This window comes from Streptomyces griseicoloratus, from assembly GCF_014534645.1.
GTDB lineage: Bacteria > Actinomycetota > Actinomycetes > Streptomycetales > Streptomycetaceae > Streptomyces > Streptomyces griseicoloratus.
Window position 1 is genome coordinate 1 of record NZ_JACVQF010000233.1, and the last position, 17,659, is coordinate 17,659.

The window sequence follows — 17,659 nt, forward strand, 5'->3', positions numbered from 1 at the left end:
CCGCCACGATCCTGCTCACCGAAGCTCCGGCGCCGAAGGTGCGCGACCGGCAGACCGGTGAGATCGCCAAGGATGCGATGACCGGTGAGGCACTGATGACCGTCGGCGTCGTCTACATCGACGAGGGCGAGTCGTCGCTGATCCAGGTCACCGTCGCGGAGAGCGGCGTGACCGAGGGCCTGACGGTCGGTGCTCCGGTCTCGCTTCCGGGTCTGGTGGCACGGCCTTGGCAGAGCGTCTTCAACGGCCGGGAGCGGCACGGCATCGCCTACCGGGCGACCGCCGTCGCTCCGGGTGCCTTCTCGATGGCTCAGGCGGGCTGACCGCCGTGACGGATCTGGTGACGTGGGCCGAGCTGGGCGGTTCGCTCGCTGCGATAGGCGGCGCCGCCTACACCCGGCACGCCCACCCGGCGGCGTACTGGTCCACGGTCGGGCTGCCGCTCTCGGTGGTCCGGCTGCTGGCCTCGTACTCCTCGACCATGGACGCCTGCGGCCTGACCGTCGAGCCGTCCCGGTGGCGGGTGCTGGCCGTCCGGGCGACCACCCGCCGTGAGGTCCGGCCGGTGCCTCCTCGTCGGGGCGTCATCCGTCCCACCACGACCGGCCTGCGCATGCGACTGCGGCTGGCTCCGGGGCAGGAGCCGGCGGACGTGGCGGCCTCCGCCGAACGCCTCCGGCACGCCTGGGGCGTTCACGCCGTCCACGTGCGGGACGTCAAGCCGGGCGTCGTCGAGCTGCGGCTTGTCGGCTTCGACGTGCTGCGGAAGGTGCGGATGCCCCGTCGGCTGGACGGTGGTCCGCTTCGGATCCCGGTGGCGTTACGGGAGGACGCGACCGCGTTCGTGCGGGACTACCGGGCCGTGCCGCATGAGCTGGTGCTCGGCGCCACGCTCTCGGGCAAGTCCATGTACCTGCGGAACCTGCTGACCGGGCTCGCCGCTCAGCCGGTGGCCCTGGTCGGCATCGACTGCAAGCGCGGGGTCGAGCTGGCGCCCTTCGCACCTCGGCTCTCCGCCCTGGCGACCGACCCGGACCAGGCGGCCGAGCTGCTTCCCGCGCTCGTGAAGGAAATGGAGGACCGATACGACCTGATCAAGGCCCGGCAGGGCATCGCGCCCGGCACCCCGGAAGAACTGATCACCTCGGACGTCTGGGGACTGCCGGAGGACGAACGACCTGCCCCGATCGTGCTGTTCATCGACGAGGTGGCCGAACTCTTCCTCGTCGCCACGCGGAAGGAGGAGGAACGGCGGGACGAGATGGTCACCCACCTCATCCGGCTCGCCCAACTCGGCCGGGCCGCTGGCATCTATCTCGAAGTCTGCGGCCAGCGCTTCGGCGCCGAGCTGGGCAAGGGCGCGACCATGCTCCGTGCCCAGCTCACCGGCCGCGTCTGCCACCGCGTGAACGACGAAGCCTCGGCCAAGATGACGCTCGGCGACATCGCCCCTGAGGCCGTCGTCGCGGCCTGTGCCATCGCCCCCGAGCTGCCAGGCCTGGCCGTCGTCGGCGACACCCCCGGTAGCTGGTCCCGCATCCGCACCCCCTACCTCTCCCTCGCCGACGCTGCGGTCACCTGCCGCGCGACGGCTCACCTCGCCCCCGACGTCCCGGCGCTCGACCCCTACCGGCCGTACGTCCCGCCGATGCCGGTGGAGGCGTCCGGGCTCGTAGCCACGGCTCGCCCGGTCACCGAGTAAGCGCACCCGCCCACGGCCGGCACGGCCGTCCCGTGCCACGTCCCTACCCCCTCCATGCCTGGAACCGGAAGGAGCTGCGCCGTGCGTGCCCTGTCCGTCCGCATCGACGCCGTACTCGTCCAAGCACTGATCGCCGCCGCGCTGTCCTTCGCCCACCTGCACGACCTGGCGCTGGCCGCCGGGCAGGACGGCTGGAAGGCGTGGGCCTATCCGGTCTCCGTCGACCTGCTGCTGGTCGCGGCCTGGCGGCGGCTGCGCTTTGGTGAGGCGAAAGCGGCCGGGTGGTGCTGGTTCCTCGTCGCCCTGACCGCCTCACTCGGCGCCAACGTCGCCACGGCCGGTCTGCTCGACCTGAACGACGTGCCGGACTGGCTGCGCATCCTCGTCGCCGGATGGCCCGCGATTGCCTTCCTGGGCGGAACGCTGCTCGCCCACGGAGCAACCGCGGACGCCTCGACGGGGGGACGCGAGTCGGCCCCGGAACCCATCGCGCCCGAAGTGCCTGCGTCTGCATCTGAGTTGTCCGCTGCGGAGTTGGAACCGGCTCCGCCCTCCACGCCCCGGTCCCGCCGGCGCTCGTCACGCTCGCGCGCAAGGTCGCCGACGAACACCGCGCCCGGACCGGAACGCCCATCGACACCTCGACCCTTCGCGCCCGGCTCGGCGTCCCGCTGCCGCTGGCCGAAGCCATCTCCGCCCACCTGACCTGACCCGGAGGACTTTTCCTCGTGCGCCCGTCCACGCTCCGCGCGCTGAAGCGCGCCGCCGAGCTGACCCGACAGAACCGCCTCACCGAAGCCGTGCTCATCGCCGAGCCCGTGATCCTCGCCGCCGACAGCTACGAGGGCGACGAGATCTTGCGCTGGCTGGCCGAGCACGTCACCGACTTCACCGGCCAAGACCTCAAGGAGACCCCCTGATGACCGCCAACCGCCGCTTCCGCCGCGGCGTCCGCATCGGCCCCGTGCAGGTCGCCACCTACTACGACGGCCGCGGCCGCGAGAAGCACACCGCCGCCTGCACGGCTCCGCGCTGCGGCTTCGCCACGGACTACGACAGCCGCGCCGCCGCCGAGCTGGCCGCCCGTACCCATCGCTGCGCCGTCCGCTGAAGGAGATCCCGTGACCGTCTCGCTGCCGCTCGTCTTCGTCCTGGGCGTCATCGCCTGGGCCGCGATCAAGTTCCTCGGCGTCCGGCTCTGGGTCGCCGTCGTGATCGCGCTCTTCGGCTTCTGGCTCTCGCACACCTTCCTCGCCCCCGCCATCGAGTCCGGCACCCGTTCCGGGGTCGACGTCGTCAACGGCACCCACGAGTGACAAGGAGATCCACCGTGTTCCGCCCCAAGCTGCCCGACGTCCCGACTCTGCTGACGACAACCGTCACGCCTCGGCAGACGCAGGCTCCGGCTCCCTCGGCCGGCCGCCCGGTCGCCCCGTACCTGGGCATCGGCGCCGGCGCGGTCGCCGCCGTGGTCGTCGTCGGAATCGTGCTCACCGCGCTCCTTGCGGCGGTCGCCGTCTCGGCCGTGTCCGTGGCGATCGCCGCCGTGGTCCTGCGCTCCCTCGTCAACGGCGCGCACAAGCGCTGACCGGCCGCCGGGGCGGCAAACGCCGCCAAGCATCCCGCCGCCCCGGGGCTGTCCCTCCCAACCGTCACGACAGCCGAAAGGAACTCCCATCATCACCCGGCAGACTCCGCCTCCGCTGGCGGAACTCTCCATGCTGGCCTCCCTCGGCACCCTTCCCGAACTGGCCCGCCAACTGTCCGGCCTGGGCGGCTGCACCCGCCCCGTACGCCTCGACGGCCACCGCACCGAACACGCGGTGGACCGGACGACCGGTGAGATCGGCGGCGTCCTGCGCCACCTGGACTCGTCGGCCCTCCCGGCCGGTCAGCTCCTCCTCCGCTGCAACAACCGCCGCGCCACCCGGTGCGCGGCCTGCGCCGAGACCTACCGCCGCGACACCTACCACCTGATCACCGCCGGACTCCGCGGCGGCAAGGGCACCCCGGAACGGGTCGCCACCCACCCGCGCGTCTTCGCCACCTTCACCGCCCCCGGCTTCGGCCCGGTTCACAACCGCCCCGCTGGCGGACGCCCCTGCCGCTGTGGCCTCCGTCACGACGATCAGGACCCTGCCCTGGGCACGCCCCTCGATCCGGATACGTACGACTACGAAGCGGCCGTGCTGTGGAACGCGCACGCCGGTGTCCTCTGGCGGCGCTTCTCGATCTACCTCCGTCGGGAGGTCGCCAAGCGAGCCGGCCTCACCCAGCGGGCCTTCCGTGACCATGCCCGGGTCTCCTTCGCGAAGGTGGCCGAGTACCAGAAGCGGGGCGCCGTCCACTTCCACGCGGTCATCCGCCTCGACGGCCCGGAGGGCGGCGAGACCGCGCCTCCGGCCTGGGCGACGGCCGAGCTGCTGACCGACGCCATCCGGGCCGCCGCTGCCGCCGCTCGCGTCGACGGCCCGGAGGTCGACGGCCGGCCGCACACCTTCGTCTTCGGCCGACAGCTCGACGTCCGTACGATCCGCTCCGCCGACTTCAACGACGGCCAGGACCTGACCGAGCGGGCCGTAGCGGCGTACGTCGCCAAGTACGCCACCAATGGCGCCGAGATGGCGACCGGCACCCTCGACCGGCCGATCCGCTTCCTCGCCGAACTGGCGCAAGCGAGGATCACCGACCACGCCCGGCGCATGATCCGTACCGCCTGGACCCTGGGCGCACGCCCCGAGCTGGCAGACCTGCGCCTGCGGGCCTGGGCCCACATGCTCGGCTTCCGCGGCCACTTCTCCACCAAGTCCCGCCGCTACTCCACCACCCTCGGCACCCTCGGCGATGCCCACGCCGTATGGCGCCGTGCCCAAGCCGATCCGGCCGTCGACACCGCCCAGGAAACGACTCTCATCCTCGCGCACTGGGTCTTCGCCGGAACCGGCCTCTCCGGCGCTGAAAGCTGGCTCGCAGCCACCCTCGAACCCGCTCCCGGAACGGAAGGAGAACCGACATGGACCGCCGACGCGACGAACTCATGACCGTTTCGCAGATCCTTGCCGAGCTGGGTGGGGTGTCCCGGCGCACCTTCTACCGCTGGCGCGAATTGGGCCAGGGCCCCGCTGCGTTCAAGTTGCCCAACGGGGAGCTCCGGGTGTGGCGGAGTGACTTCACCACGTGGCTGCGGCAGTTGGAGGCGGCGGCGTGAAGTCTCTCGACGTGAAGGTCTGGAGCGTCCGTAAGCGGGACACCAAGACGCCCTCGTACGGGGTCCGCTGGTCTGTTGCGGGCAACGTCTTCTCGGAGTCCTTCCGGACCAAGGCGCTTGCCGACCACTACCGCACGAAGCTCATGCGCGCGATGCGCGAGGGCGAGGAATTCGACACGGAGTCGGGCCTCCCGGCCTCGATGGAAGAGAAGAAGTCGGCCGTATCGTGGTACGCCTTCGCTGTCAGGTACCTCGCCATGAAGTGGCCCCATGCCGCACCCAACACACGGGACGGCATCAACGAAGCCCTCACCAGCGTGACGCTGGAACTCCTCGACGAGCGCGCCGGACGGCCGTCCGACGAGGTGATCCGCAGAGCATTGCGTAACTGGGCCTTCGTGCTGCCGGGGCCCGATGACCGGGAAGTCCCGGAGGACGTGCGGAACGTTCTCCACTGGGTGTCCAAAGCGTCCCGGCCGCTCGCCGATCTTGCCGAACCGGCCACGGCTCGCGCGGTCCTCGATTCGCTGAAGCTCAAGCTCGACGGTACGGCGGCGACGCCGGAGACGGTGCGGCGCAAGCGTCGGACGCTCGTCAATGCCGCGAATTACGCCGTCGACTTGGGGGAGCTGCGGGAAAACCCCATCACGGCTGTCCGCTGGCAGAAGCCGAAGGTGGCCAACCAGGTCGATCCGCGGGTTGTCGCCAACCCGGAGCAGGCACGGAACCTGCTGGCGGCGGTTTCCTACGTGGGCGGGTACCGGCGTGCCCGTGGTCGTCGCCTCGTGGGTCTGTTCGCCGCCATGTACTTCGGCGGTCTCCGGCCGGCGGAAGCGGTCGGCCTCGTCGAGACGGACCTGAACCTTCCCGGGCAGGGCTGGGGCTCGGCGCTGCTCCACCGGACCCGTCCGTCCGTCGGCAAGCAGTGGACCGGCTCGGGGGAGACCCATGACGACCGCGGGCTGAAGAACCGGCCGACCGAGGACGTCAGGCGGGTGCCCATCCCGCCCCACCTCGTCGCCGTGCTCCGCGAGCACCTGGCCACCTTCGGCACGGCGGACGACGGGCGGCTGTTCTTCAGCGAGAAGGGCTCGGTCGTCCCGTCCTCGACCTACTACCGCGTGTGGCAGGAGGCCCGGCTCCTCGCGCTTCCGCCGGCCGTCGCGGCCTCGCCGCTCGCGAGCCGGCCGTACGACCTCCGGCACTCGGCGCTGTCGACGTGGCTCAACGCCGGCGTCGACCCGACCGAGGTGGCCGAGCGCGCTGGCAACAGCGTCGAGGTCTTGCTGACCCGCTACGCGAAGTGCCTCGACGGACGGCAGGACGTCGCCAACCGGCGGATCGAGGATCTATTGCGCGAATACGAGTGAGACACCCGCCACCCCCGCGGGGCCCCGGGCATCATGCCCGGGGCCTACGCGTCGTGTCCTGGATGGTCAAAGTGGCTCGCCAACCGTCGCTGGATGGCTTCCTGGCGAGCCTGCCTCTTCAGCGCGCCTTCGTAGGCCCGAGGAATCCCCCTAGAGGCAGGAACCAGGTGATTCAGGAGTTCGGCGAACTGAGTGACCGCCGGGGCAAGCCTTTCGACCACGGTGGCTTCAACATCAATGGCTTTGAACTCAGCAGCGGAGAGGGGCTGCGGCGGGTCGTGCCGGAGAACCGTCACACGCGAGTCCTCGGCATTGGGTGCGAAAAGCAGCGAAGTGTTCCAGCTGACACCTGCGGCGCTGACCTCGGCATCGTCTAGGAAGGCCAGGCCAGCCATGTGCCATACAGCGTCTGCCGTGTACCACTCGTGATCGCCGATACGATAGGCATGGACGTTGGTAACCGTGTGCAGCGTTGATCTGAGAGGGGAGAAAGAGCGGGCAGCCGAAATGGTCACCTCCTGTCCTACTTCGCTGACGGACGTCGCGCACAGGATGGGCTCCGTACCCGCGATGAGCTTCTTCGCGGCCGCTGTGATCGCATGGATTGAGGCCGCAGAGCTGAGGATCTCTTGCGAAAGGGCCCTATCTGCCTTAGCCGGGTTTGTGAAGCGCTGGACGACTTCGGCGAGCGTAGTCAAGTGCTCGAACCGATCACCGAGATCACTGACATCCGTGTCCATGGGGCTGGGGTACGCGCTGCCGTGCGTGAAGTCGCGGTGGTTTTCACTGATGAAGTAGACAGTCTCGTCGGGGTGTTCACGCGCGTACTCGACGGCCGAGAGCCAGATAACGGCGTCTCTGGAGCCAGTCTTGTTCTTGCCCGCCTTTTTGCAGGGCGGGAGTACGTTCGCTTCACGGAAGAGCGCCTCGCGCATGGCTGCCGGGCTTGACGGAAGGATCTCCGCGAGCGTTCCGTACATTTTTGTCCAGTACTTCCGGATACGTTCGACATCGGGATCCTCAAGCTGATTGCTTGTGTCCCATGGCGTGTGGCGCTCAACCTCCCTCAACGCCGCAACTGCCGAGTCGTGCGCGTCCCGGTAGCTGATCACTCGCTGCGCGACGAGTTCTTCCGCCACCATCCACGGGATACCGACGCGCTCGCCAACCGCGCGCAGTGCGCGCAGCAGGTCAGCGCTGCTGTCCTTGAGGCCCAAGGACCTGACGATGCACGTGTCGAGAAAGATCACGGTATGCACCTCTGTGCGATCCGATAATGGATCACAGGGTCTCAAGTCTTGGGCTTCCGCCGCACTCGAGTATCGCAACCGATCATGCTGGCGTCGCTCGAGGCAGCATGCCATCCGCTTATGACCACTCTCGGACCGTTGCGGCTGAGGGGCGGCGAGGGGGCCGGCCAGACTCACACTTTGGGATCAGGGCCAGGACAGCCGGGATGACCGCGACATGAGGACTGCGGACCCGACGCTATTTCTCGGGCCTCACCTGCGGCGATGCTCCAAGATCCCGTCCATGCCTCGTCCACAGGCCCCGACATGCGGCCGCTCCAGGCAGCACACGCCTGCACATACGCGAAGACCCCGGCCTCAGCGTTTCCGCTGGTGACGGGGTCTTTGGGCACCTAATCCATGGTGCCCCCGGCAGGATTCGAACCTGCGCACACGGCTCCGGAGGCCGTTGCTCTATCCCCTGAGCTACGGGGGCGTGTCGGTTGCGGAGCTGCTTGCCCGCGGCGACGAGTAGAACACTACCAGCTTCACCGGGGTGGTCATGAACGGGTTTCCGCGGGCCAGGTCGGGCCTGTGGGCCCCGGCTGGCGTTCCGCGCGTCCCTCGGACGGGGTGGAAGTGGGGAAAACCCGGACGCGGTGGCCGGTCCCCACCTACTCTCGAGTTGTGCCAGGGGCGTCGCGCCGGGTTCTTGTTGTGGACGACAACAAGGTCATCCGGCAGTTGATCAGGGTCAACCTCGAGCTGGAGGGCTTCGAGGTGGTGACCGCGGCTGATGGTGCCGAGTGTCTGGAAGTCGTCCATCAGGTGCGGCCCGACGCCGTCACCCTCGATGTGGTCATGCCTCGGTTGGACGGGCTCCGGACCGCCGCCCGGCTGCGTGCGGATCCGCGGACCCGGGATCTTCCGCTGGCCATCATCAGCGCCTGTACGCAGTACGAGGTCGATGCCGGTGTCGATGTGGGTGTCGATGCCTTTCTCTCCAAGCCCTTCGAACCCGCCGAGCTCGTCGGTGTCGTACGGCAGTTGGTCGAGCGGGAGTCGGCCCGGGGTGAGACCGAGGGTGGTGAGGAGGGCCCCACGTTCGGGAGTGTTCTCGGGGCCGCTGCCGCGGGTGACAGTGAGGCGTCCGGGTAGTTCTTGTGTTCGGTGACCTCTGTTGCCTAGGTTGCCTCCGGGGTGCGCGAGTCGCGGCTCGCCCCGCTGGCCCCCTGCGCCCCGTCCACATCCCGGGAACCCGCCCAAACCAGTTGGCCTACCCACCCCCCTCCTCCCATACGCTTGACCCGTGACCCCCGCCGAGCTCTCCCGTACCGTGCTGCACGCGGTGCGTCGTGCCGTCGACGCGGGGCAGCTCAGTGTGACCCCTCCCGAGCGCGTCGTAGTCACGCCGCCCGGTCCCGGGGGGTGCGGGGACTACGCCACCAACGTGGCTCTTCAGCTGGCGCGGCCGGCCGGGCGGACGCCCCTGGCGGTCGCCGAGGTGCTGCGGCCGTATCTCGTCGGCACCGACGGCATCACCGACGTCGTCGTCACCGGGCCCGGATTCCTCAACTTCAGCCTGTACGACGCCGCTCCCGTCGCCCTCGTCCAGGAGATCCTGCGGCGCGGCTCCCGGTACGGGTTCGTCGACGGGCCCCGGAGCGGCCGAGCCGGCCAGAACCAAGCCGGCCAGGGCCAAGCCGGCCAGGGCCAGGGCGGCGCCTTGATCCACTGTGTCCGCGACGTCCGTGCCGTCGTCGTCATGGACGCCGTCGCCCGGATTCTTCGGTCCCAGGGTGTTCCGGTCCTCACCCGCTGCTCCGGCCACCCGCACCCCGAGTGGGAGCGCATCCTCGGTGTCGGCATCGGTGCCGGTGTCGACTCGGTCGGCAGCCCTCCCACCCCGGGTGCCACCGTCCTCCGCCCCGTCCCCGCCCCCGCCGACCCCCTCCCCCTCGGCCGGGACGCCGGCCGCTGGGCGCTGCTCCATCCCGCCGCCCACGACCGGCCCCTGATCGGCGACGAGCACCTCGTCCAGCGGGAGAGCAACCCCCTCTTCCGGGTCCGTTACGCCCACGCCCGCAGCCGGGCCCTCGTCCGCAATGCCGCCGACCTCGGGTTCGCCCCCGAGCCCGGGCCCGTGACCGCCGCCGGCGTGCAGAGTCTGCTCGCCGCCCTCGCCGATCACCCCCGTGTCCTCGCCGCCGCCGCGCGGCAGCACGCTCCCGACCGGCTCGCCCGGCACCTCGTCACCGTCGCCGATGCCGCGCTGCCCCTCCTGCCCACCGTGCTCCCCCGTGGTGCGGAGAAACCCTCGGCCGCCCACCGCGCCCGGCTCGCCCTCGCCGAAGCCGCCGGGACGGTGCTGGCCGGCGGCCTGTCCCTTCTCGGCATCGACGCACCCGATCACCTCTGAGAGAGCCCTGAAGACGCCATGAGCCGTTCCGCACACCCCGCCGGGCCCCGTCACGCCGACGTCCTCCCCGAGGGCCACTACTCCGCCCCGCCCGCCGACCTCAACGCCCTCGACGCCAAGGTGTGGGCGCAGACCGTCTCACGGGACGCCGACGGTGTCGTCACCGTCGGCGGTATCCCCGTCACGCGCATCGCCGAGGAGTACGGCACCCCCGCCTACGTCCTCGACGAGGCCGACTTCCGGGCGCGGGCCCGCAACTGGCGCACCGCGTTCGGTGCCGACGCCGACGTGTTCTACGCCGGCAAGGCGTTCCTGTCCCGGGCCGTCGTGCGCTGGCTGGACGAGGAAGGGCTGAACCTCGACGTGTGCTCCGGCGGTGAGCTCGCCACCGCGCTGTCCGCCGGGATGCCCGCCGACCGCATCGCCTTCCACGGCAACAACAAGTCCCCCGAGGAGATCCGGCGGGCCGTCGAGGCCGGCGTCGGACGGATCGTCCTCGACTCCTTCCAGGAGATCGTGCGCGTCGCCCACATCGCCCGGGACCTGGGCAGGCGGCAGCGCGTGCAGATCCGTGTCACCGTGGGTGTCGAAGCTCACACCCACGAGTTCATCGCCACCGCCCACGAGGACCAGAAGTTCGGCATCCCGCTGGCCGGGGGCCAGGCCGCCGAGGCCGTGCGGCGGGCGCTGCAGCTGGACGGGCTGGAGCTGATCGGCATCCACAGCCACATCGGGTCGCAGATCTTCGACATGTCCGGGTTCGAGGTCGCCGCCCACCGCGTCGTCGGGCTGCTCAAGGACATCCGCGACGAGCACGGCGTCGAGCTGCCCGAGATCGACCTCGGGGGCGGCCTCGGGATCGCGTACACGAGTGACGACGACCCCCGTGAGCCGCACGAGATCGCCAAGGCGCTCACCGAGATCGTCACGCGTGAGTGCGAGGCCGCCAAGCTGCGGACCCCGCGGATCTCCGTCGAGCCGGGGCGGGCCATCGTCGGGCCCACCGCCTTCACGCTCTACGAGGTCGGCACCACCAAGCCCCTCGACGGACTGCGGACGTACGTCTCCGTCGACGGCGGCATGTCGGACAACATCCGCACCGCGCTGTACGACGCCGAGTACAGCGTCGCCCTCGTCTCCCGTTCCTCCGACGCCGAGCCGATGCTCGTGCGCGTCGTCGGCAAGCACTGCGAGAGCGGCGACATCGTGGTCAAGGACGCTTTCCTGCCGGCCGACGTGGCACCGGGTGACCTGATCGCCGTACCCGCCACGGGCGCGTACTGCCGGTCCATGGCCAGCAACTACAACCACGCGCTGCGCCCGCCCGTCGTGGCCGTGCGGGACGGTGAGGCGCGGGTCATCGTCCGCCGGGAGACAGAGGAAGACCTGCTGCGTCTCGACGTCGGGTGAGTCCGGCGGTCGCAGGCAACGGGAGCGGGGCGGAAGATCTTTCGCCTTTCCGTCCCGCCCTAGTGAAATAAACGTCTCACGATCCGGACGAAAGGCAGAAAATCCCGTCCGGTGAGTGAGACTGGACCAACCGTAGACGGTATGAGGAAACGAGGTCGGATGATGCGTACGCGTCCGCTGAAGGTGGCGCTGCTGGGCTGTGGAGTGGTCGGCTCAGAGGTGGCGCGCATCATGACGACGCACGCCGACGACCTCGCCGCCAGGATCGGGGCGCCCGTCGAGCTCGCGGGCGTCGCCGTACGGCGGCCCGACAAGGTGCGCGAGGGCATCGACCCCTCCCTCGTCACCACCGACGCCACCGCCCTGGTGAAACGCGGGGACATCGACGTCGTCGTCGAGGTCATCGGGGGCATCGAGCCCGCCCGGACCCTCATCACCACCGCCTTCGAGCACGGCGCGTCCGTCGTCTCCGCCAACAAGGCCCTCCTCGCGCAGGACGGTGCCGCCCTGCACGCCGCGGCCGACGAGAACGGCAAGGACCTCTACTACGAGGCCGCCGTCGCCGGCGCCATCCCGCTGATCCGGCCGCTGCGCGAGTCCCTCGCCGGCGACAAGGTCAACCGGGTCCTCGGCATCGTCAACGGGACGACGAACTTCATCCTCGACAAGATGGACTCCACGGGCGCCGGGTACCAGGAGGCGCTCGACGAGGCCACCGCCCTGGGGTACGCGGAAGCCGACCCCACCGCCGACGTCGAGGGCTTCGACGCCGCCGCCAAGGCCGCCATCCTCGCCGGGATCGCCTTCCACACGCGCGTGCGCCTCGACGACGTCTACCGCGAGGGCATGACCGAGGTCACCGCCGCCGACTTCGCCTCCGCCAAGGAGATGGGCTGCACCATCAAGCTGCTCGCCATCTGCGAGCGGGCCGCGGACGGTGCGTCGGTCACCGCGCGCGTCCACCCGGCGATGATTCCGCTCAGCCACCCGCTGGCGAGCGTCCGCGGCGCCTACAACGCCGTGTTCGTCGAGTCCGACGCCGCCGGACAGCTGATGTTCTACGGCCCCGGCGCCGGCGGCTCGCCGACCGCCTCCGCCGTGCTCGGCGACCTCGTCGCCGTCTGCCGCAACCGGCTCAGCGGCGCGACCGGACCGGGCGAGTCCGCGTACGCCGCACTGCCCGTCTCGCCGATGGGCGACGTCGTCACGCGCTACCACATCAGCCTCGACGTCGCCGACAAACCGGGCGTGCTCGCCCAGGTCGCGACCGTGTTCGCCGAGCACGGTGTCTCCATCGACACCGTCCGGCAGCAGGGCAAGGACGGCGAGGCCTCCCTCGTCGTCGTCACCCACCGCGCGTCCGACGCCGCCCTCGGCGGTACGGTCGAGGCGCTGCGCAAGCTCGACACCGTGCGGGGTGTCGCCAGCATCATGCGGGTTGAAGGAGAGTAACCAGCAATGACCCACCAGTGGCGCGGAATCATCGAGGAGTACCGGGACAGGCTGCCGGTTTCCGACAGCACGCCGGTCGTGACGCTCCGCGAGGGCGGCACGCCGCTCGTGCCCGCGCAGGTGCTCTCCGAGCGCACGGGCTGCGAGGTCCACCTCAAGGTGGAGGGCGCGAACCCGACCGGGTCCTTCAAGGACCGCGGCATGACCATGGCCATCAGCAAGGCCAAGGAGGAGGGCGCGCAGGCCGTCATCTGCGCCTCCACCGGCAACACGTCGGCCTCCGCCGCCGCGTACGCCGTGCGGGCCGGGATGGTCTCCGCCGTCCTCGTGCCGCAGGGCAAGATCGCGCTCGGCAAGATGGGCCAGGCCCTCGTGCACGGCGCGAAGATCCTCCAGGTCGACGGCAACTTCGACGACTGCCTCACGCTCGCCCGCGGACTGAGCGACAACTACCCCGTGGCGCTGGTCAATTCGGTCAATCCGGTGCGTATAGAGGGCCAGAAGACCGCCGCGTTCGAGATCGTGGACATGCTCGGCGACGCACCCGACATCCACGTCCTGCCGGTGGGCAACGCGGGCAACATCACCGCGTACTGGAAGGGGTACAAGGAGTACGCCGCCGACGGCGTCGCCACCCGCACCCCCCGCATGTGGGGGTTCCAGGCCTCCGGCAGCGCCCCGATCGTGCGCGGCGAGGTCGTCAAGGACCCGTCGACCATCGCCACCGCCATCCGGATCGGCAACCCGGCCTCCTGGGAGTACGCCCTCGCGGCGCGGGACGAGTCGGGCGGCGCCATCGACGAGGTGACGGACCGTGAGATCCTGCGCGCCTACCGGCTGTTGGCCTCGCAGGAGGGCGTCTTCGTCGAGCCCGCGTCGGCCGCGTCCGTCGCCGGTCTGCTGAAGGCCGCCGAGCAGGGCAAGGTCGACCCTGGGCAGAAGATCGTGTGCACCGTCACCGGCAACGGTCTGAAGGACCCCGACTGGGCCGTCGCCGGTGCTCCGCAGCCGGTCACCGTCCCGGTCGACGCGGCGACCGCGGCCGAGCGGCTGGGCCTGGTGTAGCAGGCGCGGGCGGCGGGCTCCGGCCGCGCCGCCCACCCCCACCGCGCCCCGCCCCGCCCGCGTACGAGGGCGTAAGGGGACGCTTACCTGGGGAAGTTCCCTACGGGGGGTGCACAGGGGGCTTACGACACGCATCGTGCGCCTCCCGTGCGCCCTATGTCGCCACAGAACCTTCCTTCGATAGGCTGTACTGAACCCGCCCGCCGCATATGCCGCGGTGCCGCGCCGTCTCCGCGGTCGGGAGGCGGTCGGGAGCGGTCGCCCGTTCGGCAGGCAGTGGCGGCCCCGGGGTTTTCCGTACGTCATCGAATGTCATTCGACAGTCACGCAGCTCAAGGAGAGTCATCGAGCGATGGCCGGTCCAGCGTTCCGCGCCGCCGCCGTCCGGGTGCGCGTCCCCGCCACCAGCGCCAACCTCGGCCCGGGCTTCGACGCCCTCGGCCTCGCGCTGGGCTTGTACGACGACGTGGTCGTCCGGGTGGCCGACTCCGGGCTGCACATCGACATCGCGGGTGAGGGCAGCGAGACGCTGCCCCGCGACGAGAAGCACCTGCTCGTACGCTCCCTGCGCACCGCCTTCGACGTCCTCGGCGGCCAGCCGCGCGGCCTGGAGATCGTCTGCGCCAACCGCATCCCGCACGGCCGGGGCCTCGGCTCCTCCTCCGCCGCCATCTGCGCCGGCATCGTCGCCGCGCGCGCGGTGACGATAGGCGGCGAGGCCCGCCTCGACGACGCGGCGCTCCTCGACCTCGCCACCGAGATCGAGGGCCACCCCGACAACGTGGCGGCCTGTCTGCTGGGCGGCTTCACCCTGTCCTGGATGGAGTCCGGCGCCGCCCGGGCGATCAGGATGGAGCCCGCCGATTCCATCGTTCCGGTGGTTTTCGTACCCGGAAAGCCGGTACTGACGGAGACCGCGCGCGGTCTGCTCCCGCGCACCGTCCCGCACGTCGACGCCGCCGCCAACGCGGGCCGCGCCGCCCTGCTCGTCGAGGCCCTGACCCGGCGCCCCGAGCTGCTGCTGCCGGCCACCGAGGACCGCCTCCACCAGGAGTACCGCGCCCCGGCCATGCCGGAGAGCGCCGCGCTGGTGGAGCGGCTGCGCGCCGACGGCATCCCGGCGGTGATCTCCGGCGCCGGGCCCACGGTGATGGCGCTGGCCGACGCCGGCACGGCCGACAAGGTCGAGGCGCTGGCGGGCACGGAATGGGCCGCCAACCGGCTGAGCCTGGACCAGCAGGGCGCGAGCGTGCTGCCGCTCGCGACCTGACACACGGTTGCCGGATTTGGAGAGGGGGAATGTTTGTTGGATCCGGTAGTGTTAACCTCAAGTCTGCACCCGACCCCACCATGGCGAGGTGCCTCGTGTCCCCGTCCGGGACAGACATTCTTCCGGGAGCCCCCCAAGTCGCATTGTGTGGTGGACGTCGTACGCAAGCAGTACGGCCGACACGGACACTGAGCGGCCCGACGGGCACGCTCCGGAGCCGGTGCGACCACGCCGCGTGACACAGACACTGGGTGCCACGGCTAGGGGGAGCGCCATCACCAGATATTTCTTCCGCCGCTTAGGCGGACCACCGCCCCGGCACGGTTCCGACATCAAGGACCGACGCCGGACAGCACAACCGGTCGCCGAGCCAGACAGGCCGACGTCCGCTCCAGGGAAGGACCCTTCGTGAGCGACACCACCGATCTGATGGGCGCACGTGTCGAGGAGACCGCTGCCGCGCCCGCCACGGACGCTTCCGCGCCTGCCACCGGTGCCGGCTCCCGGCGGCGCCGCGGTACCGGCCTCGAGGGCATGGTGCTGGCCGAGCTGCAGCAGGTCGCATCCAGCCTCGGCATCAGGGGCACCGCGCGCATGCGCAAGAGCCAGTTGATCGAGGTCATCAAGGAGGCGCAGGCCGCGGGAGGAGCCCCCGCCAAGGCGGCGCCCGCCGCCGACGCAGCCGGCGAGACCAAGCCGAAGCGCCGTGCCACCTCCCGTTCGCGTACGGGCGACGAGGCCCCCGCCGCCGAGAAGGCGCAGAAGGCCGACACCGCCGGCAAGGCGGACAAGGCCGAGCAGGCCGGCAAGGCCGACAAGAAGGCCGAGCAGGCCGTGGCCCAGCAGCAGATCGAGATCCCCGGCCAGCCGGCTGGGGGCACCGCCCGCGCGAGCGAAGCCGAGCGTGGGGGAGAAGACGCTCCCTCCGAGCGCCGTCGACGCCGCGCCACCGCGGACGCCGGCAGCCCGGCCGCCACCGAGACGGTCGCCGCCGAGGCCAAGGGCGAGCCGAAGGCCGAGACGCCCGCGCAGCAGCCCCAGCAGCAGGGCGACGCCCGCTCCGACGCCGGTGAGGGCGGCGAGGGCCGCCGCCGCGACCGCCGTGACCGCGGCCGTGACCGCGACCGCCGCGGCAAGGGCGACGACCAGCAGCAGGGCGGCGGCCAGCAGCGCCAGCAGCAGGGCGGCGGACGCCAGGACCGCCAGCAGGACGACGACGACTTCGAGGGCGGCCGTCGGGGCCGTCGCGGCCGCTACCGCGACCGGCGTGGGCGTCGCGGACGCGACGACGTGCAGGAGCCGCAGATCGCCGAGGACGACGTCCTGATCCCGGTCGCGGGCATCCTGGACATCCTCGACAACTACGCGTTCATCCGCACCTCCGGCTACCTGCCCGGCCCGAACGACGTGTACGTCTCCCTCGCCCAGGTCCGCAAGAACGGCCTGCGCAAGGGCGACCACATCACCGGTGCCGTGCGCCAGCCCAAGGAGGGCGAGCGCCGCGAGAAGTTCAACGCGCTGGTGCGCCTGGACTCCGTCAACGGCATGGCCCCCGAACACGGCCGCGGCCGCCCGGAGTTCAACAAGCTCACCCCGCTGTACCCGCAGGACCGCCTCCGCCTGGAGACGGACCCGGGCGTGCTGACCACCCGCATCATCGACCTGGTGTCGCCGATCGGTAAGGGCCAGCGCGGTCTGATCGTGGCCCCGCCGAAGACCGGCAAGACCATGATCATGCAGGCGATCGCCAACGCGATCACCCACAACAACCCCGAGTGCCACCTGATGGTCGTCCTCGTCGACGAGCGTCCGGAAGAGGTCACCGACATGCAGCGGTCGGTCAAGGGCGAGGTCATCTCCTCGACCTTCGACCGCCCGGCCGAGGACCACACCACGGTCGCCGAGCTCGCCATCGAGCGGGCCAAGCGCCTGGTGGAGCTGGGTCACGACGTCGTCGTGCTGCTCGACTCGATCACGCGTCTGGGCCGTGCGTACAACCTCGCCGCCCCGGCCTCCGGCCGCATCCTGTCCGGTGGTGTCGACTCGACCGCCCTGTACCCGCCGAAGCGCTTCTTCGGTGCGGCCCGCAACATCGAGGACGGCGGTTCGCTGACCATCCTCGCCACCGCCCTGGTGGACACCGGGTCCCGCATGGACGAGGTGATCTTCGAGGAGTTCAAGGGCACCGGCAACATGGAGCTCAAGCTCGACCGGAAGCTCGCCGACAAGCGCATCTTCCCGGCGGTGGACGTCGACGCGTCCGGCACCCGCAAGGAGGAGATCCTGCTCGGCAACGAGGAGCTGGCCATCGTCTGGAAGCTGCGCCGGGTGCTGCACGCCCTCGACCAGCAGCAGGCGATCGAACTGCTCCTCGACAAGATGAAGCAGACGAAGTCGAACGTCGAGTTCCTGATGCAGATCCAGAAGACGACCCCGGCGCCCGCCAACGGCGACTGAGCCGTCCGCGGCCCGCTCCGGCACCGTCCGAAGTCCCGCTCCGTCACGCAGGTGACGGGGCGGGACTTCTGCCTTGT

At 70.7% G+C, this 17,659-nt stretch carries 17 protein-coding genes, 1 tRNA gene and 1 pseudogene; 17 read left to right on the top strand and 2 right to left on the bottom strand.

Going from position 1 to position 17,659, the window contains the following annotated elements:
- From H0H10_RS34425 to H0H10_RS34470, 10 genes and pseudogenes are all read left to right on the top strand, one after another.
- Positions 1 to 323 (top strand): SCO3933 family regulatory protein (locus H0H10_RS34425; RefSeq protein ID WP_188185119.1); only part of this gene is annotated, 323 nt, incomplete at its 5' end.
- A gap of 5 nt (positions 324 to 328) precedes the next feature.
- A complete protein-coding gene (locus H0H10_RS34430) occupies positions 329 to 1,702 on the top strand; it encodes an FtsK/SpoIIIE domain-containing protein (protein ID WP_188185120.1) in 1,374 nt (457 codons plus the stop codon).
- 81 nt (positions 1,703 to 1,783) lie between these two features.
- Positions 1,784 to 2,412, top strand: a pseudogene (locus H0H10_RS34435) (DUF2637 domain-containing protein).
- 18 nt (positions 2,413 to 2,430) lie between these two features.
- Positions 2,431 to 2,622: an RING finger protein gene (locus tag H0H10_RS34440; RefSeq protein WP_019527053.1), complete on the top strand. Its 192-nt coding sequence runs from the start codon at positions 2,431 to 2,433 to the stop codon at positions 2,620 to 2,622.
- On the top strand, positions 2,622 to 2,813 hold the full coding sequence (locus tag H0H10_RS34445; RefSeq protein WP_188185121.1) for a mobile element transfer protein: 192 nt from the start codon (positions 2,622 to 2,624) through the stop codon (positions 2,811 to 2,813). Before H0H10_RS34440 ends, H0H10_RS34445 begins: the two co-directional genes overlap by 1 nt.
- A 10-nt stretch (positions 2,814 to 2,823) precedes the next feature.
- Positions 2,824 to 3,018: a hypothetical protein gene (locus H0H10_RS34450; protein ID WP_023588145.1), complete on the top strand. Its 195-nt coding sequence runs from the start codon at positions 2,824 to 2,826 to the stop codon at positions 3,016 to 3,018.
- Between the two features lie 14 nt (positions 3,019 to 3,032).
- On the top strand, positions 3,033 to 3,290 hold the full coding sequence (locus H0H10_RS34455) for a SpdD protein (RefSeq protein ID WP_188185122.1): 258 nt from the start codon (positions 3,033 to 3,035) through the stop codon (positions 3,288 to 3,290).
- A gap of 130 nt (positions 3,291 to 3,420) precedes the next feature.
- Positions 3,421 to 4,743: a replication initiator gene (locus H0H10_RS34460; protein WP_188185123.1), complete on the top strand. Its 1,323-nt coding sequence runs from the start codon at positions 3,421 to 3,423 to the stop codon at positions 4,741 to 4,743.
- Complete coding sequence (locus H0H10_RS34465; RefSeq protein ID WP_188185124.1) at positions 4,716 to 4,910, top strand: helix-turn-helix transcriptional regulator; 195 nt, start codon at positions 4,716 to 4,718, stop codon at positions 4,908 to 4,910. The genes H0H10_RS34460 and H0H10_RS34465 overlap by 28 nt, the downstream gene beginning before the upstream one ends.
- Positions 4,907 to 6,280: a tyrosine-type recombinase/integrase gene (locus tag H0H10_RS34470; RefSeq protein ID WP_188185125.1), complete on the top strand. Its 1,374-nt coding sequence runs from the start codon at positions 4,907 to 4,909 to the stop codon at positions 6,278 to 6,280. Before H0H10_RS34465 ends, H0H10_RS34470 begins: the two co-directional genes overlap by 4 nt.
- Before the next feature lie 44 nt (positions 6,281 to 6,324).
- Here H0H10_RS34470 and H0H10_RS34475 read toward each other — a convergent pair whose 3' ends face one another.
- The gene (locus H0H10_RS34475) at positions 6,325 to 7,530 is read right to left on the bottom strand and encodes a PIN domain-containing protein (protein WP_188185126.1); all 1,206 of its coding nucleotides are present in this window, start codon (positions 7,528 to 7,530) and stop codon (positions 6,325 to 6,327) included.
- A 400-nt stretch (positions 7,531 to 7,930) separates the two neighbouring features.
- A tRNA-Arg gene (locus H0H10_RS34480) sits at positions 7,931 to 8,005 on the bottom strand.
- 143 nt (positions 8,006 to 8,148) lie between these two features.
- Here H0H10_RS34480 and H0H10_RS34485 point away from each other — a divergent pair.
- The 7 genes from H0H10_RS34485 to rho all read left to right on the top strand — a co-directional run bounded on the left by H0H10_RS34485 (position 8,149) and on the right by rho (position 17,582).
- On the top strand, positions 8,149 to 8,667 hold the full coding sequence (locus H0H10_RS34485; protein ID WP_188185127.1) for a response regulator: 519 nt from the start codon (positions 8,149 to 8,151) through the stop codon (positions 8,665 to 8,667).
- 151 nt (positions 8,668 to 8,818) lie between these two features.
- Positions 8,819 to 9,928, top strand: a complete 1,110-nt coding sequence (nrtL, locus tag H0H10_RS34490) for an ArgS-related anticodon-binding protein NrtL (protein WP_188185128.1) — start codon at positions 8,819 to 8,821, stop codon at positions 9,926 to 9,928.
- 18 nt (positions 9,929 to 9,946) lie between these two features.
- Complete coding sequence (gene lysA, locus H0H10_RS34495; RefSeq protein ID WP_188185129.1) at positions 9,947 to 11,338, top strand: diaminopimelate decarboxylase; 1,392 nt, start codon at positions 9,947 to 9,949, stop codon at positions 11,336 to 11,338.
- A gap of 162 nt (positions 11,339 to 11,500) precedes the next feature.
- Positions 11,501 to 12,790 (top strand): homoserine dehydrogenase, encoded by a 1,290-nt coding sequence (locus H0H10_RS34500; RefSeq protein WP_188185207.1) that lies wholly within the window; start codon positions 11,501 to 11,503, stop codon positions 12,788 to 12,790.
- 6 nt (positions 12,791 to 12,796) lie between these two features.
- Positions 12,797 to 13,855 (top strand): threonine synthase, encoded by a 1,059-nt coding sequence (thrC, locus tag H0H10_RS34505; protein ID WP_188185130.1) that lies wholly within the window; start codon positions 12,797 to 12,799, stop codon positions 13,853 to 13,855.
- A gap of 352 nt (positions 13,856 to 14,207) precedes the next feature.
- Positions 14,208 to 15,125 carry a homoserine kinase gene (gene thrB, locus H0H10_RS34510; RefSeq protein WP_188185131.1) on the top strand — a complete coding sequence of 306 codons (918 nt, stop codon included), beginning with the start codon at positions 14,208 to 14,210 and terminating at the stop codon, positions 15,123 to 15,125.
- A 408-nt stretch (positions 15,126 to 15,533) separates the two neighbouring features.
- Positions 15,534 to 17,582: a transcription termination factor Rho gene (gene rho / locus H0H10_RS34515; RefSeq protein WP_188185132.1), complete on the top strand. Its 2,049-nt coding sequence runs from the start codon at positions 15,534 to 15,536 to the stop codon at positions 17,580 to 17,582.
- The last annotated feature ends 77 nt before the right edge of the window (positions 17,583 to 17,659 follow it).